The following is a 16,105-nucleotide window of genomic DNA, read 5'->3' as shown; positions in this document are numbered from 1 at the left end:
GGGATCAGCCCTCCGAGGGAGCGAGGCGCTTGAGCTCCGCCTCGGTCGACTTGAGCAGGTCGTTCCAGGCGGCCTCGAACTTCTCCACGCCCTCGTCCTCCAGGAGCTGCACGACGTCGTCGTACGAGATCCCGAGCGCGTCGAGCGCGTCGAGGTCGGCCTGGGCCGCCTCGTAGGTGCCGGCGATGGTGTTGCCGGTGATCTCACCGCGGGCCGCGGTGGCCTCCAGGGTGGCCTCCGGCATGGTGTTGACCGTGCCCGGGGCGACCAGCTCGTCCACGTACAGCGTGTCCTTGTAGGCCGGGTCCTTGACGCCGGTCGAGGCCCACAGCGGACGCTGCTTGTTGGCGCCGGCCTTGTCCAGGGCGGCCCAGCGGTCGGAGGAGAAGACCTCCTCGTACGCCTGGAAGGCCAGCCGGGCGTTGGCCAGCGCGGCCTTGCCCTTGAGGGCCTTGGCCTCGTCGGTGCCGTTCTTGTCCAGCCGCTTGTCGATCTCGGTGTCCACCCGGGACACGAAGAACGAGGCCACCGAGCGGATCAGGGACAGGTCCAGGCCCGCGGCCTTGGCCTTCTCCAGGCCCGCGAGGTAGGCGTCCATGACCTCGCGGTAGCGCTCCAGCGAGAAGATCAGCGTGACGTTGACGCTGATGCCCAGGCCGATGACCTCGGTGATCGCCGGCAGGCCCGCCTTGGTGGCCGGGATCTTGATCAGCGTGTTCGGCCGGTCCACCAGCCACGCCAGCTGCTTGGCCTCGGCGATGGTGGCCGCGGTGTTGTGCGCCAGGCGCGGGTCGACCTCGATGGAGACCCGGCCGTCCTGGCCGCCGGTGGCGTCGAAGACCGGCCGCAGGACGTCGGCGGCGTCCCGGACGTCCGCCGTCGTGATCATGCGGATGGCTTCCTCGACGGTGACCTTACGGGCGGCGAGGTCGGCGACCTGCTGCTGGTAGCCGTCGCCCGAGGAGATCGCCTTCTGGAAGATCGACGGGTTGGTCGTGACGCCGACGACGTGCTGCTGGTCGATCAGCTCGGCGAGATTGCCGGACGTGATGCGCTTGCGCGACAGGTCGTCCAGCCAGATCGCGACGCCTTCGTCCGAGAGGCGCTTGAGTGCGTCTGTCATGGGTTCTGCATCTCCTACTCGTCGTGTACGTGCGTCAGCGCGCGGCGGCTTCGAGCGATTCCCGGGCGGCGGCGGCGACCGCGTCGGCGGTGAAGCCGAACTCGCGGAAGAGGACCTTGCCGTCGGCCGAGGCGCCGAAGTGCTCCAGCGACACGATGCGTCCGGCGTCGCCCACGAAGCGGTGCCAGGTCAGGCCGATGCCCGCCTCGACGGCGACCCGCGCCTTGACCGACGGCGGCAGCACGCTGTCGCGGTAGGCCTGGTCCTGCTCCTCGAACCACTCGACCGACGGCATCGACACCACGCGGGTCGGGATGCCCGCGGCCTGCAGCTGCTCGCGCGCCTCGACGGCGAGCTGCACCTCGGAGCCGGTGCCGATCAGCACGACCTGCGGTTCCCCGCCCTCGGCCTCGAAGAGGACGTAACCGCCCTTGGCGGTGCCCTCGTTGGCCGGGTACGTGGGAACGCCCTGGCGGGTCAGCGCGAGGCCGTGCGGGGCGCCCACGCCGTACTTCTTGGTGTAGCGCCGGAGGATCTCGCGCCAGGCGAGGGCGGTCTCGTTGGCGTCGGCCGGGCGCACGATGTTCAGGCCCGGGATGGCGCGCAGCGAGGCCAGGTGCTCGACCGGCTGGTGGGTCGGGCCGTCCTCGCCCAGGCCGATGGAGTCGTGCGTCCACACGTACGTCACCGGCAGGTGCATCAGGGCCGACAGCCGGACGGCGTTGCGCATGTAGTCGGAGAACACCAGGAAGGTGCCGCCGTAGATGCGGGTGTTGCCGTGCAGCGCGATGCCGTTCATCTCCGCGGCCATGGAGTGCTCGCGGATGCCGAAGTGGATGGTGCGGCCGTACGGGTCGGCCTCCGGCAGCGGGTTGCCCTCGGGCAGGAACGACGACGTCTTGTCGATCGTGGTGTTGTTGGAGCCCGCGAGGTCCGCGGAGCCGCCCCACAGCTCGGGGATGACCGCGCCCAGCGCGTGCAGCACCTTGCCGGACGCGGCGCGGGTGGCGACCGGCTTGCCGGTCTCGAAGACGGGGAGGTGGTCCTCCCAGCCCTCGGGCAGCTCGGTGGCGGCGATCCGGTCGAACTCCGCGGCGCGCTCCGCGTTGGCGGTGCGCCAGGCGGCGAAGGACTTCTCCCACTCCTTCTTGGCGTCCCGGCCGCGGTCGAGGGCGCCGCGGGTGTGCGCGAGCACCTCGTCGGTGACCTCGAAGTGCTGCTCCGGGTCGAAGCCCAGGACCCGCTTGGTGGCCGCGACCTCCTCCTCGCCCAGCGCCGAGCCGTGCGCGGCCTCGGTGTTCTGGGCGTGCGGGGCCGGCCAGGCGATGATCGAGCGCATCGCGATGAACGACGGCTTGTCGGTCACCGCCTTCGCGGCCTCGATGGCGCGGAACAGTGCCTCGGGGTCGAGGTCGCCGTTCTCCTTCGGCTCCACGCGCTGTACGTGCCAGCCGTAGGCCTCGTACCGCTTCACGGTGTCTTCGGAGATGGCGGTCTCGGTGTCGCCCTCGATCGAGATGTGGTTGTCGTCCCACAGCATGATGAGGTTGCCGAGCTTCTGGTGGCCGGCCAGCGAGGACGCCTCGGCGGAGATGCCCTCCTGGAGGCAGCCGTCGCCGGCGATCGCGTAGATGTAGTGGTCGAAGGGCGAGGAGCCCTGGGCCGCGTCCGGGTCGAACAGGCCGCGCTCGTAGCGGGCCGCCATCGCCATGCCCACCGCGTTGGCGACGCCCTGGCCCAGCGGGCCGGTGGTGGTCTCCACGCCGGTGGTGTGGCCGTACTCCGGGTGGCCGGGGGTCTTCGAGCCCCAGGTGCGGAAGGCCTTGAGGTCGTCCAGCTCCAGGCCGTAGCCGGCCAGGTAGAGCTGGATGTAGAGGGTCAGGCTGGAGTGGCCGGCGGAGAGGACGAACCGGTCCCGGCCGGTCCAGTCGGCGTCCGCGGGGTCGTGCCGCATGAGCTTCTGGAACAGCACATAGGCGGCGGGAGCCAGGCTCATGGCCGTACCCGGATGGCCGTTACCGACCTTCTGCACGGAGTCCATGGCCAGGACCCGGACGGTGTCCACCGCCCGCTGGTCCAGTTCGGTCCACTCGAATTCTGTGGTGGTCGGCTTGGTGCTCACCCTGAGTCAGGGCTCCTCTCCACATGTCGAATGCCACGGACGGGTATGTCCGCCGGGCGGTGTCGAGCCTACCCCCGTAAGGGCGGGCGTCTTTTCGACGCTCATTCGGTGTTTTCCGTGCTCAGTCGCAGCGTGGCCGTCACGGGGGTTCGTCGCTTCGGGCCATCACCTCGCCGGGCCGGACATTCCGGTCCGGCGGCCACGGCCATACGACCAGACTGCCGGGCGACGGTCCCGCCCGCCTCCTGAACAACGGGCGAACGACCGGGGAAAGCTGCCGCCCCCATCCCGCCGGGCGGGCCCCAACACGACCCCACCCCCGCGAAGATCGCCGTATGGCCAACGTCTAAAGTGGCGTGGTACGCGCAAGCTTTTACCCGGTTCACGGGGCCGTAAGGCTTGCGAGCCTTATTTCCATCCGCGGCGGGAGCCGCTGATGTTACTTCCAGGGGTGTGCGTGACGGCCGTCGAATCCCGTCCTGCGGGGGTGCTCTCCGAGAGCCCGGGGGGTCCGGGTCACCGTCCGTTCGGGGCCCGAGTGAAGGCGTTCGTGGCGCTGACCAAGCCGCGGGTCATCGAGCTTCTGCTGATGACGACGATCCCCGTGATGTTCCTGGCGGCGGGCGGTGTCCCCGACCTGTGGCTGGTTCTGGCGACCTGCGTCGGCGGGTACCTCTCCGCCGGCGGTGCGGCCGCCTACAACATGTACATCGACCGCGACATCGACGCCCTGATGGACCGCACCTCCCAGCGGCCGCTGGTCACCGGCATGGTCTCGCCGCGCGAATGCCTGGTCTTCGCGACCGCCCTCGCGGTCGGTTCGACCGCCCTGTTCTGGGTCTTCGTCAACCCGCTGTCGGCGATGCTGTCGCTCGGGGCGCTGCTTTTCTACGTCGTCGTCTACACGATGATCCTCAAGCGCCGCACCTCGCAGAACATCGTCTGGGGCGGTATCGCGGGCTGTATGCCGGTCTTCATCGGCTGGTCCGCGGTGACCAATTCGGTCTCCTGGGCCGCGCTGGTCCTCTTCCTCGTCATCTTCTTCTGGACGCCGCCGCACTACTGGCCGCTGTCGATGAAGGCCAAGGACGACTACGAGCGCGTCGGCGTGCCGATGCTGCCGGTGATCGCGGGCAACAAGGCCGTGGCGCGGCAGATCGTCGCCTACAGCTGGGTGATGGTCCTGGTCTCGCTGCTGCTGCAGCCGCTGGGCTACACCGGCTGGTTCTACACCGCGGTCGCGCTCGCCTGCGGCGCGTTCTGGCTGAAGGAGGCGCACGGTCTGCAGTCCCGCGCCAAGGCCGGGATCACCGGGCCCAAGCTCAAGGAGATGCGGCTGTTCCACTGGTCCATCACCTATGTGTCGCTGCTGTTCGTCGCCGTCGCCGTGGATCCCTTCCTTAGGTGATTACTCGTGGGTAGCATGCTGTCCATGGCAGACACCCAGCAGGCGGACGAGCAGGCGGAGACGACGGTCGGCGCGGCGACCGCCACCAAGGACGAGAAGCGGGCCGGCAAGCGCGCCGCGCGGCTCGCCCGGCAGATCCGCGCCTTCGCCGACTCCCACGGCGGCAGCGCCGAGGGCCAGCTCGCGCACATCGCCCGGGGCAGCGTCCGGATCGCCCTCGTCGGGGCCAACGGCGAGTGGGGCAACCTCGTCGCCGGTAGCTACGACGAGGCCAAGGACGCCGCGGCCCGGGCCGGCCTCACCCTCCACGACGACTTCGACGGCGAGCTCGCCGCCAAGGTCCGCACCGGCCGATACGAGTGGTCGCGGATGGCGGGCCTCCAGCTGGGCGGCCCGGCCAACGCCTGACGACGACGGTGGTGGCGGCGCGCCGGGGCGCGCGCCGTAAGCGGAGCCCGCTACCTCACCACCCCCTCGTCCGTTAGGCCCACCGGGCGCGGCGCTTCTGCCACGCCCGGCGGGCTCTCGGCGAGGAGGAGCGGATGGACGGCCTTCCCTTCCTGGCGGATCAGCCACCGCTCATCGATCAGTACAGCCACGGCGCGGTGCACGGCGAACTCGGCCTCGGCTCCTTCGAGACCCATCTGGCCGCCGCGGTCGGCGCCCATGGCCCGGCCCCCGCCGGCACGAGCTACTTCGACAGCTTCACCGGCCTCGCGATACGCCGCTGGTGCCCCCCGCTGCTCGGCCTGGAGCCGCACTGTCCGCCGGCCCGCTACCTGGCCCGCAGACGCGAGATGGGCGCCTATACGGCCGGCCGGATGCTGCTCCGCGGATCCGGCATCGGCACCTTCCTGCTGGAGGCCGGCACCCCCAGCGAGCTCACCTCGGCCGCCGAGATCGCCACCGCCGCCGAGGCCCGCGCCCACGAGGTGGTACGGCTCGAACCGCTCGCCGAGCAGGTCGCCGACACCTCCGGCAGCGTCGACTCCTTCATCGGCTACACCGCCGAGGCCCTCTACGCGGCGGCCCAGCACGCCACCGCCTTCGCCTCCGGCGCCACTTACTGCGACGGACACGCCCCCGAGGCCGGTGAGGTGCGGCGCGCCGCGGACCGCTGGCTGCGCGCCCGCCGCCCCGGCGACCGGCTCACCGAACCGGCCCTCGTACGGCATCTGCTGTGGAGCGCGGTCGCCACCGGTCTGCCGGTGCAGCTGCACGGCCCCGACCCGCGGCCGCTGGCCGGGTTCCTGCGGGCCACCACCGGGATCGGCGCGGACCTGGTCCTGCTGCCCGCGGCCCCGCACCACCGCCGGGCCGCCCAGCTCGCCGCCGCGCACGCCCATGTGTACGCCGACACCGGGCCCCGCCCCGAGGAGACCCTGCCGCACGCGCCGTTCGGCAAGCTGCTGTTCTCCTCCGGTGCCCGCGGGCTGCCCGAGCTGTATGTGACCGGCGCCCGGTTCTTCCTGCGTGCCATGGACCGCCTCGTACGGGAGTGGACCGTCGAGGGGTGGTGCGGGGCGGAGGACGGGCGGCGGATCACCGAGATGATCGCGTCGGGGACGGCCCGCCGGGTCTACCGGCTCGGCGCGGAGGCCACCTGAGGCGCCGCGGGCTCCTCGTCCGTGGCGGCCGGCGCGTCGCCGCCCTCGGGGGCGTCCTCCGGGAGCGGGCCGCGGTCGCGCAGCGACAGCGCCACCCGCAGCACGGCGATCCACACCAGCGTCGACCCCAGCATGTGCAGCCCGATGACGATCTCGGGCAGGCCCAGGAAGTACTGGACGTAGCCGATGACGCCCTGCAGCGCGAGGCAGCCGAACAGCTCCAGAACGGTCCGGCGGGCGGCGGCCGGCGCCTTGACGGCGCGCAGCGCGAACCACAGGGCGACGCTCAGGCCGACCACGATGTAGACGAAGTCGACGTGGAGCTGGGTGATCTCCTGCCAGTTCAGCGGGATGCGGTGGACCTTGTGCGCATCGCCGGCGTGCGGGCCGGCGCCGGTGACGACCGTGCCGATGACGGTCAGCGCGCCGGTCATCGCCACCAGCAGCCAGGCCAGCTGCCGGACGGGGCGGGCGACCACGTCGCGGGGCTCCTCGTCGCCCTCGCCGGCCCGCTGCCAGCTCAGCACGGCGACCGTGAGCAGGGCCGTGGTCAGCAGGAAGTGCGCGGCGACGAGGTACGGGTTGAGGCCGGTCAGGACCACGATGCCGCCCCAGACGGCATTACCCATCACGACCCAGAACTGGGCCCAGCCGAGGCGGGTGAGCGAGCGGCGCCGGGGGTGCCGGGCGCGGGCGGCGATGATGAACATCCCGACGAACGCGCACAGCACGTACGTCAGCATGCGGTTGCCGAACTCGATGAGGCCGTTGATGCCCATCGCGTGGGTCGGCGTGAGGCTCTCCGGCGTGCACTTCGGCCAGGTCGTGCAGCCCAGTCCGGACTGCGTGAGCCGGACCGCACCGCCGGTCACGACGATGATCACGGCCATCACGACGGTCGCCAGCGCGGCCCGCCGCACGAAGGCCGCGGACGGCTGCCAGCGGCGGGCGATCAGCTCAAGGGGATTCAGCGAATTCGGCACGGGAACCATCGTAGGCCGGGCCTTGTGCAAGTTTTCACGAGGGGTACGGGGCGGCGGCCTCGTCTCCCCGGGGTGGGCGGTACGAAGGGGTGGTGGCCTGGTTTGTGGGTCCTCCCGGGGGAGGACCCACCCCACCTGCCGCTACTCCCAGCGGAAGAACTTCGCCGCGGCGCCCAGCCCCAGGACGGCCCATCCGGCGAGGATGCCCAGGTCGGACCACGGCACCGCCGCGCCGTGCCGGAGCACCTCGCGCAGCCCGTCCGAGAGGGCCGAGATCGGCAGCAGGTGCAGCACGCTCTGGGCGGCCTCCGGGAACTTGCCGAGCGGGACGATCACCCCGCCGCCGACCAGGAGCAGCAGGAAGACGAGGTTGGCCGCGGCCAGTGTCGCCTCGGCCTTCAGGGTCCCGGCCATCAGCAGGCCCAGCCCCGAGAACGCGGCCGTCCCGAGCAGGAGGAGCAGCAGCACCGTGAGCGGGTTGCCGTGCGGGGACCAGCCCAGCGCGAGGGCCACCACGGTCAGCAGCACGATCTGCAGGACCTCGGTGACCAGCACCGCGCAGGTCTTGGCGGTCATCAGCCCCCAGCGCGGCAGCGGCGAGACGGCGAGCCGCTTGAGGACGCCGTAGCGGCGTTCGAAGCCGGTGGCGATGGCCTGGCCGGTGAACGCGGTGGACAGCACGGCCAGCGCGAGGATGCCCGGCGCCAGGAAGTCCACCGCCTTGCCCGCGCCGGTGTCGACGATGTCGACGGCGGAGAAGAGCACCAGCAGCAGCGTCGGGATGATGACGGTGAGCAGCAGCTGCTCGCCGTTGCGCAGCAGCATCCGGGTCTCCAGGGCCGCCTGGGCCCGGATCATCCGGGGCAGCGGCGCGGCGCCGGGCCGCGGGGCGAACGTGCCCGTTCCGGTGGCGGTTCCGGCCTCGGTGGCGGTCATGCGCGCAGCTCCTTACCCGTCAGCTCGAGGAATACGTCCTCCAGGGTGTGCCGTTCGACGGCTATCGCGTCCGGCATCACGCCGTTCTGGGCGCACCACGAGGCGACCGTGGCCAGCAGCTGCGGGTTGATCTTGCCGTGGACGCGGTAGATGCCGGTGGCGGGCTCCGAGGCGGAGCTGTCGGCGGGCAGTGCCTTGAGGAGGGAGGCGAGGTCGAGGCCGGGCCGGCCGGTGAAGCGCAGGCTGTTCTCGGCGCCACCGCGGCACAGCTCGTCGGGGCTGCCCTGGGCGATCACCCGGCCGCCGTCGATGATCGCGACGTCGTCGGCGAGCTGTTCGGCCTCGTCCATGAAGTGGGTGGTGAGCACGCAGCTCACGCCGTCGGCGCGGAGTTCGCGTACGAGGTCCCAGGTGGCGCGCCGGGCCTGCGGGTCGAGGCCGGCCGTCGGCTCGTCGAGGAAGACCAGCTCCGGGCGGCCGACCACGGCCATCGCGAGCGCCAGCCGCTGCTGCTGGCCGCCGGAGAGCCGTCGGTAGGGGGTGCGGCCGCAGGTGCCCAGGCCCAGCCGGTCGATGAGCATGCCGACGTCGAGCGGGTGGGCGTGCAGGGTGGCGGTGTGCCGCAGCATCTCCTCGGCGCGGGCGCCCGCGTAGACGCCACCCGATTGGAGCATCACGCCGATCCGGGGTCGCAGCGCGGCGGCGTCGGCGACCGGGTCCAGGCCCAGCACGCGGACCGTGCCGTCGTCCGGACGGCGGTATCCCTCGCAGGTTTCGACGGTGGTGGTCTTGCCGGCGCCGTTGGGCCCGAGCACGGCGGTGACCGTGCCGTGGGCCACGGTCAGGTCCAGGCCGTCCACCGCGGTCTTCGTCCCGTACCGCTTGACCAGGCCGGTGACCTCGACGGCCGGCGCCCGTCCGGGGGACCGGGGAGTGCTCCCCGGGGAGGTGCTGCGCATGCCGCGCAGTCTACGAAGAAGGGCCGCACCGCCGTCAGTGGGGGCGCGGCCCCGATCATGGCGCGTCCGTGCAGGTCGGCCGGGTGATCGCCGGCCAAGGGGCGGGGTTGAAATGAGGTGAACCTAAGTGATAGAGGCCACCATCCCGCGATCCGGACCGCGCTTGAATCGCTTTGACGAATTACGCAACAATGGCGTTGTGAAATACGCGAGCGAGGATCAGCGAGAGCCCGGGGTCGGCCAGACCGCCGGGCCGGCCGCCTCCGCGCCCGGAGGGGACGCCCGGACGATGCCGGCCCCGCAGACCGCCCCCGTGTCACACGACGAACAGCGGGGCACCCGTAACAGGGTCGCCCGTTCCATCCTCGACCACGGTCCGTCCACCGCCGCCGAGCTCGCCCTCCGGCTGGAGCTGACCCAGGCCGCCGTCCGCCGGCACCTGGACGCGCTGGTCGCCGAGGGCGTCGTCGAGCCCCGCGAGCAGCGGGTCTACGGCAGCCGCGGCCGCGGCCGCCCGGCCAAGGCCTTCGCCCTCACCGACTGCGGGCGGGACGCCTTCGACCAGGCCTACGACCAGCTCGCCTCCGACGCGCTGCGCTGGATCGCGCAGAGCGCGGGCGGCGGCGAGAAGGGCGAGGCGGCGGTCGCCGCGTTCGCCCGGGCCCGGCTGGCCGCCCAGGCCGAGGGCTACCGCGAGGCGGTCGAGAGCGCCGACCCGGAGGCCCGCACCCAGGCCCTGGCGAAGGCGTTGACCGCGGACGGGTACGCTGCTACGGCGCGCAGCGCCCCCAACCCCCAGCTCGGTGAACAGCTCTGCCAGCACCACTGCCCGGTCGCCCACGTCGCCGAGCAGTACCCGCAGCTGTGCGAGGCGGAGACCGAGGTCTTCTCCCGATTGCTCGGGACCCACGTACAGCGCCTTGCCACCATCGCCCACGGCGACGGGGTGTGCACGACCTTCGTCCCGAAGGCCGGGGCCGGCAAGGCGGCCCACCGCCCCGGTGGGCGCCCCCACAAGACCACGACACCATCTGCAAGCACGGCCGGGAGGAACCCCGCATGACGCTCCCCACGGAGACTGCTCACCCCGAACTCGAGGGTCTGGGCAACTACGAATACGGCTGGGCCGACTCCGACGTGGCCGGCGCTTCGGCGAAGCGCGGTCTCTCCGAGGAGGTCGTCCGCGACATCTCGGCGAAGAAGAACGAGCCGGAGTGGATGCTCAAGCTCCGCCTCAAGGGGCTGAAGCTGTTCGACAAGAAGCCGATGCCCAACTGGGGCTCGGACCTGTCGGGCATCGACTTCGACAACATCAAGTACTTCGTCCGCTCCACCGAGCAGCAGGCCGCCTCCTGGGAGGACCTGCCCGAGGACATCAAGAACACCTACGACAAGCTCGGCATCCCCGAGGCGGAGAAGCAGCGCCTGGTCGCCGGTGTCGCCGCCCAGTACGAGTCCGAGGTGGTCTACCACCAGATCCGCGAGGACCTGGAGGCGCAGGGCGTCATCTTCCTGGACACCGACACGGCGCTCAAGGAGCACCCGGAGCTGTTCCAGGAGTACTTCGGCACGGTCATCCCGGTCGGTGACAACAAGTTCGCGTCGCTGAACACCGCGGTGTGGTCCGGCGGCTCGTTCATCTACGTCCCCAAGGGTGTCCACGTCGACATCCCGCTGCAGGCCTACTTCCGGATCAACACCGAGAACATGGGCCAGTTCGAGCGGACGCTGATCATCGTCGACGAGGACGCCTACGTCCACTACGTCGAGGGCTGCACCGCGCCGATCTACAAGTCGGACTCGCTGCACTCCGCCGTGGTCGAGATCATCGTCAAGAAGGGCGGCCGCTGCCGCTACACGACCATCCAGAACTGGTCGAACAACGTCTACAACCTGGTCACCAAGCGCGCCGTCGCCTACGAGGGCGCGACCATGGAGTGGGTCGACGGCAACCTCGGCTCCAAGGTGACGATGAAGTACCCGGCGGTCTACCTCATGGGCGAGCACGCCAAGGGCGAGACCCTGTCCATCGCCTTCGCCGGCGAGGGCCAGCACCAGGACGCCGGTTCCAAGATGGTCCACATGGCGCCGAACACCTCGTCCAACATCGTCTCCAAGTCGGTGGCGCGCGGTGGCGGCCGGACCTCCTACCGCGGTCTGGTCGAGATCGGCGAGGGCGCCGCGGGCTCCAAGTCCAACGTGCTGTGTGACGCCCTGCTGGTGGACACCATCTCCCGGTCGGACACCTACCCCTACGTCGACGTCCGCGAGGACGACGTCTCCATGGGCCACGAGGCGACCGTCTCCAAGGTCAGCGAGGACCAGCTGTTCTACCTGATGGCCCGCGGTCTGTCCGAGGACGAGGCCATGGCGATGATCGTGCGCGGCTTCGTCGAGCCGATCGCCCGTGAGCTGCCGATGGAGTACGCACTGGAGCTGAACCGGCTGATCGAGCTGCAGATGGAAGGCGCGGTCGGCTGACCCGGGCCTCCACGCAGCGACTGACTCCCTGAGAACGCAGAAAGCGAGCTAGACGACAGCCATGGCTGAGGCTCAGAACATCCCGGCGGGTTCCACGACCACCGGCTCCATCGCGGTGGCCGCGGAGTCCACCGTCGCCACCCGGATGAGCGCCCCGCCGTCCTACGACGTGGCGGACTTCCCGGTGCCGCACGGCCGCGAGGAGGAGTGGCGGTTCACGCCCCTCGCGCGCCTGAAGGGCCTGCAGGACGGCTCCGCCGTGGCCGGCGGTCCGGACTTGAAGATCGACATCACCGCGCCCGAGGGCGTCACGCACGAGCTGGTCGACCGCGCCGACCCGCGGGTCGGCAAGGCCGGCAAGCCCGTCGACCGGGTCGCCGCCCAGGCGTACAGCTCGTTCGAGAAGGCCTCGGTGGTCACGGTCCCCAAGGAGACCGTGCTCAGCGAGCCGATCCGGATCTCCGTGCACGGCGAGGGCGGCACCGCCTTCGGCCACCAGGTCATCGAGCTCGGTGCGTTCGCCGAGGCGGTCGTGGTCATCGACCACACCGGTGACGCGGTGCTCGCCGCCAACGTCGACTACCTCCTCGGTGACGGCGCCAAGCTGACCGTCGTCTCCGTCCAGGACTGGGACGAGTCGGCCGTCCACACCGGCCAGCACAACGCCCTGGTCGGCCGGGACGCCACCTTCAAGTCCGTGGTCGTCACCTTCGGCGGCGACCTGGTCCGGCTGCACCCGCGCGTCACGTACGCCGGCCCCGGCGGTGAGGCCGAGTTCTACGGCCTGTACTTCACCGAGCAGGGCCAGCACCACGAGCACCGCCTCTTCGTCGACCACGAGGCGTCCAACTGCCGCTCGCACGTGACCTACAAGGGCGCGCTGCAGGGCGAGGACGCGCACGCCGTGTGGATCGGCGACGTCCTGATCCGCGCCTCGGCCACCGGCACGGACACCTACGAGCTCAACCGCAACCTCGTCCTCACCGACGGCGCGCGGGTCGACTCGGTGCCCAACCTGGAGATCGAGACCGGTGAGATCGTCGGCGCCGGCCACGCCTCGGCGACCGGCCGCTTCGACGACGAGCAGCTCTTCTACCTGATGGCCCGCGGCATTCCCGCCGAGGAGGCCCGCCGGCTGGTCGTGCGCGGCTTCTTCGCCGAGCTGGTCCAGCAGATCGGTCTGCCGGACGTCGAGGAGCGCCTGATGAGCAAGATCGAGGCCGAGCTGGAAGCGTCCGCGGTATGAGCTACGTACGCGCAGCGGCGCTGAGCGAGCTGGAGGAGGACACCCCGAAGCGGGTGGAGATCGACGGCACGCCCATCTCGCTGGTCCGCACCGAGGGCGAGGTGTTCGCGATCAACGACATCTGCTCGCACGCGAACGTCTCCCTCTCCGAGGGCGAGGTCGAGGACTGCTCGATCGAGTGCTGGCTGCACGGTTCGAGCTTCGACCTGCGCACCGGAAAGCCGTCCGGCCTCCCCGCGACGCGCCCCGTCCCCGTATACCCCGTAAAGATCGAAGGGGACGACGTGCTCGTCTCCGTCACCCAGGAGTCCTGAGTCACCCATGGCAACGCTTGAGATCCACGACCTGCACGTCTCCGTCGAGGCCGAGAACGGCCAGCGCGAGATCCTGAAGGGCGTCGACCTGACCGTGAAGCAGGGCGAGACGCACGCCATCATGGGCCCCAACGGCTCCGGCAAGTCGACGCTCGCCTACTCCCTCGCGGGTCACCCCAAGTACACGATCACCAGCGGCACCGTCACCCTCGACGGCGAGGACGTCCTTGCGATGTCCGTCGACGAGCGCGCCCGGGCCGGCGTCTTCCTCGCCATGCAGTACCCGGTCGAGGTCCCCGGCGTCTCCGTCTCGAACTTCCTGCGCACCTCCGCCACCGCGATCCGCGGTGAGGCCCCCAAGCTGCGGCTGTGGGTCAAGGAGGTCAAGGAGGCCATGGAGCGCCTGAACATGGACCCCGCCTTCGCGGAGCGGAACGTCAACGAGGGCTTCTCCGGCGGTGAGAAGAAGCGCCACGAGATCCTCCAGCTGGAGCTGCTCAAGCCGGCCATCGCGATCCTCGACGAGACCGACTCCGGTCTGGACGTCGACGCGCTGCGCATCGTCTCCGAGGGCGTCAACCGCGTCCGCGAGACCGGCCAGGTCGGCACCCTGCTGATCACTCACTACACGCGCATCCTGCGCTACATCAAGCCCGACCACGTCCACGTCTTCGCCAACGGGCGGATCGCCGAGTCCGGCGGCCCGGAGCTGGCGGACAAGCTGGAGGCCGAGGGCTACGAGGCATACGTGAAGGGTGGTACGACCGCGTGACACAGCTGCCGGGCCTCCTCGACACAGAGGCGATCCGTAAGGACTTCCCCCTCCTGGACCGCCAGGTCCACGACGGCCGGAAGATCGTGTACCTGGACAACGCGGCGACCTCGCAGAAGCCGCGCCAGGTCCTCGATGCCCTGAACGCCTACTACGAACGTCACAACGCCAACGTCCACCGCGGCGTGCATGTGCTCGCCGAGGAGGCCACGGCGCTGTACGAAGGCGCCCGTGACAAGGTCGCCGCCTTCATCAACGCGCCGAGCCGCAACGAGGTGATCTTCACCAAGAACGCCTCGGAGTCGCTCAACCTCGTGGCGAACATGCTCGGCTGGGCCGACGAGCCCTACCGCGTGGACCGCGAGACCGAGATCGTCATCACGGAGATGGAGCACCACTCCAACATCGTCCCGTGGCAGCTGCTCTCGCAGCGCACGGGTGCGCAGCTGAAGTGGTTCGGCCTGACCGACGACGGCCGCCTGGACCTTTCGAACATCGAAGAGGTCATCACCGAGCGGACGAAGATCGTCTCGTTCACGCTGGTCTCCAACCTCATGGGCACCTTCAACCCGGTCGAGACGATCATCCGGCGGGCCCAGGAGGTCGGCGCGCTGGTCTGCATCGACGCCTCGCAGGCCGCCCCGCACATGGTGCTGGACGTGCAGGCGCTGCAGGCCGACTTCGTGGCCTTCACCGGCCACAAGATGTGCGGCCCGACCGGCATCGGCGTCCTGTGGGGCCGCCAGGAGCTGCTGGAGGACCTGCCCCCGTTCCTGGGCGGCGGCGAAATGATCGAGACGGTGTCCATGCACTCCTCGACGTACGCGCCGGCGCCGCACAAGTTCGAGGCCGGTACGCCCCCGATCGCCCAGGCCGTCGGCCTCGGCGCGGCCGTGGACTACCTCACCTCGATCGGCATGGACAAGATCGCCGCTCATGAGCACGTGATCACCGAGTACGCCGTCAAGCGGCTGCTGGAGGTCCCGGACCTGCGGATCATCGGCCCGAGCTCGGCCGAGGACCGCGGGGCGACGATCTCCTTCACGCTCGGCGACATCCATCCGCACGACGTGGGTCAGGTGCTCGACGAGCAGGGCATCGCGGTCCGGGTGGGCCACCACTGCGCACGGCCGGTGTGCCTGCGCTACGGAATTCCTGCGACCACGCGAGCGTCGTTCTATCTGTACTCCACGCCGGCCGAGGTCGATGTCCTGGTCGAGGGTCTGGAGCACGTGCGGAACTTTTTCGGATGATCACGCACAGCGGATGAGGACGAGGACTGACTGAGCCGTGAAGCTGGATTCGATGTACCAGGACGTCATCCTGGACCACTACAAGCACCCCCATGGGCGCGGTCTGCGGGACGGCGACGCCGAGGTGCACCACGTCAACCCGACCTGCGGCGACGAGATCACGCTGCGGGTCCGGCTCGACGGCGCGACGATCGAGGACGTGTCCTACGAGGGGCAGGGCTGTTCCATCAGCCAGGCCAGCGCGTCGGTGCTCAATGACCTCCTGGTGGGCAAGGAGCTCGGCGAGGCGCAGAAGATCCAGGAGATGTTCCTGGAGCTGATGCAGTCCAAGGGCCAGGTGGAACCGGATGATGCCATGGAGGAGGTGCTGGAGGACGCGGTGGCGTTCGCCGGTGTCTCCAAGTACCCGGCGCGTGTGAAGTGCGCGCTGCTGAGCTGGATGGCCTGGAAGGACGCCACGGCCAAGGCCCTCTCCGAGGAGGCGAAGACCGCATGACCGACACCCCGACCACCACCAAGCCGGCCTCGGAGGAAGAGGTCCGCGAGGCGCTGTACGACGTCGTCGACCCCGAGCTGGGCATCGACGTCGTCAACCTCGGGCTGATCTACGGCATCCACATCGACGACGCCAACATCGCCACCATCGACATGACGCTGACCTCGGCGGCCTGCCCGCTGACCGACGTCATCGAGGACCAGGCGAAGTCCGCCACGGACGGCATCGTCAGCGAGCTGAAGATCAACTGGGTCTGGATGCCCCCGTGGGGCCCTGACAAGATCACCGACGACGGCCGCGAGCAGCTTCGCGCGCTGGGCTTCAACGTCTGATCGACGTCCGGCCGGACCCCGCAGAACCGCACAGACTTCACGGCCGTGCCCGCCAGTCACCACTGGCGGGCAC

At 70.3% G+C, this 16,105-nt stretch carries 16 protein-coding genes; 11 read left to right on the top strand and 5 right to left on the bottom strand.

Annotation, left to right across the window (positions count from 1 at the left end; all coding sequences use genetic code 11):
• Positions 1-4 precede the first annotated feature (4 nt).
• Both tal and tkt read right to left on the bottom strand, forming a co-directional pair.
• Entirely contained in the window at positions 5-1,123 is a 1,119-nt protein-coding gene (gene tal, locus ACFV1J_RS20380) for a transaldolase (RefSeq protein ID WP_385860045.1), read from the bottom strand.
• A gap of 34 nt (positions 1,124-1,157) precedes the next feature.
• Positions 1,158-3,245 (bottom strand): transketolase, encoded by a 2,088-nt coding sequence (tkt, locus tag ACFV1J_RS20375; RefSeq protein ID WP_385860043.1) that lies wholly within the window; start codon positions 3,243-3,245, stop codon positions 1,158-1,160.
• 457 nt (positions 3,246-3,702) lie between these two features.
• Here tkt and ACFV1J_RS20370 point away from each other — a divergent pair, with 457 nt between their 5' ends.
• The 3 genes from ACFV1J_RS20370 (at position 3,703) to ACFV1J_RS20360 (ending at position 6,260) form a co-directional block, all read left to right on the top strand.
• The gene (locus tag ACFV1J_RS20370) at positions 3,703-4,653 is read left to right on the top strand and encodes a heme o synthase (RefSeq protein WP_385860041.1); all 951 of its coding nucleotides are present in this window, start codon (positions 3,703-3,705) and stop codon (positions 4,651-4,653) included.
• 15 nt (positions 4,654-4,668) lie between these two features.
• Complete coding sequence (locus tag ACFV1J_RS20365) at positions 4,669-5,061, top strand: hypothetical protein (protein ID WP_385860116.1); 393 nt, start codon at positions 4,669-4,671, stop codon at positions 5,059-5,061.
• 134 nt (positions 5,062-5,195) lie between these two features.
• Positions 5,196-6,260, top strand: a complete 1,065-nt coding sequence (locus ACFV1J_RS20360) for an amidohydrolase (RefSeq protein WP_385860039.1) — start codon at positions 5,196-5,198, stop codon at positions 6,258-6,260.
• Here ACFV1J_RS20360 and ACFV1J_RS20355 read toward each other — a convergent pair.
• From ACFV1J_RS20355 to ACFV1J_RS20345, 3 genes are all read right to left on the bottom strand, one after another.
• Positions 6,233-7,243 carry a heme A synthase gene (locus ACFV1J_RS20355; protein ID WP_385860037.1) on the bottom strand — a complete coding sequence of 337 codons (1,011 nt, stop codon included), beginning with the start codon at positions 7,241-7,243 and terminating at the stop codon, positions 6,233-6,235. The two genes, ACFV1J_RS20360 and ACFV1J_RS20355, sit on opposite strands and share 28 nt — an antisense overlap.
• Positions 7,244-7,384: 141 nt before the next feature.
• Entirely contained in the window at positions 7,385-8,179 is a 795-nt protein-coding gene (locus tag ACFV1J_RS20350; protein WP_385860035.1) for an ABC transporter permease, read from the bottom strand.
• Complete coding sequence (locus ACFV1J_RS20345) at positions 8,176-9,138, bottom strand: ABC transporter ATP-binding protein (RefSeq protein ID WP_385860033.1); 963 nt, start codon at positions 9,136-9,138, stop codon at positions 8,176-8,178. Before ACFV1J_RS20345 ends, ACFV1J_RS20350 begins: the two co-directional genes overlap by 4 nt.
• Positions 9,139-9,337: 199 nt before the next feature.
• Between ACFV1J_RS20345 and ACFV1J_RS20340 the strand changes: the two genes are divergently transcribed.
• From ACFV1J_RS20340 to ACFV1J_RS20305, 8 genes are all read left to right on the top strand, one after another.
• On the top strand, positions 9,338-10,201 hold the full coding sequence (locus tag ACFV1J_RS20340) for a helix-turn-helix transcriptional regulator (protein ID WP_385860031.1): 864 nt from the start codon (positions 9,338-9,340) through the stop codon (positions 10,199-10,201).
• Positions 10,198-11,619 carry a Fe-S cluster assembly protein SufB gene (gene sufB / locus ACFV1J_RS20335; protein ID WP_385860029.1) on the top strand — a complete coding sequence of 474 codons (1,422 nt, stop codon included), beginning with the start codon at positions 10,198-10,200 and terminating at the stop codon, positions 11,617-11,619. The genes ACFV1J_RS20340 and sufB overlap by 4 nt, the downstream gene beginning before the upstream one ends.
• Before the next feature lie 61 nt (positions 11,620-11,680).
• Complete coding sequence (gene sufD / locus ACFV1J_RS20330) at positions 11,681-12,865, top strand: Fe-S cluster assembly protein SufD (RefSeq protein WP_385860027.1); 1,185 nt, start codon at positions 11,681-11,683, stop codon at positions 12,863-12,865.
• Positions 12,862-13,179 carry a non-heme iron oxygenase ferredoxin subunit gene (locus ACFV1J_RS20325; protein WP_030411902.1) on the top strand — a complete coding sequence of 106 codons (318 nt, stop codon included), beginning with the start codon at positions 12,862-12,864 and terminating at the stop codon, positions 13,177-13,179. The genes sufD and ACFV1J_RS20325 overlap by 4 nt, the downstream gene beginning before the upstream one ends.
• Positions 13,180-13,186: 7 nt before the next feature.
• Positions 13,187-13,951, top strand: coding sequence for a Fe-S cluster assembly ATPase SufC (sufC, locus tag ACFV1J_RS20320; RefSeq protein WP_385860025.1), 765 nt, complete (start codon positions 13,187-13,189; stop codon positions 13,949-13,951).
• A complete protein-coding gene (locus ACFV1J_RS20315; protein WP_385860023.1) occupies positions 13,948-15,204 on the top strand; it encodes a cysteine desulfurase in 1,257 nt (418 codons plus the stop codon). The genes sufC and ACFV1J_RS20315 overlap by 4 nt, the downstream gene beginning before the upstream one ends.
• A gap of 37 nt (positions 15,205-15,241) precedes the next feature.
• Positions 15,242-15,700 carry a Fe-S cluster assembly sulfur transfer protein SufU gene (sufU, locus tag ACFV1J_RS20310; RefSeq protein WP_261952156.1) on the top strand — a complete coding sequence of 153 codons (459 nt, stop codon included), beginning with the start codon at positions 15,242-15,244 and terminating at the stop codon, positions 15,698-15,700.
• Positions 15,697-16,032 (top strand): metal-sulfur cluster assembly factor, encoded by a 336-nt coding sequence (locus ACFV1J_RS20305; protein ID WP_006606317.1) that lies wholly within the window; start codon positions 15,697-15,699, stop codon positions 16,030-16,032. Before sufU ends, ACFV1J_RS20305 begins: the two co-directional genes overlap by 4 nt.
• Positions 16,033-16,105 lie beyond the last annotated feature (73 nt).

It is taken from the genome of Streptomyces sp. NPDC059649 (genome assembly GCF_042734445.1).
In the GTDB taxonomy this organism is placed as follows: Bacteria; Actinomycetota; Actinomycetes; order Streptomycetales; family Streptomycetaceae; genus Streptomyces.
Note: the sequence above shows the minus strand (reverse complement) of the source record. Positions and strands in the feature narration are given on the sequence as shown.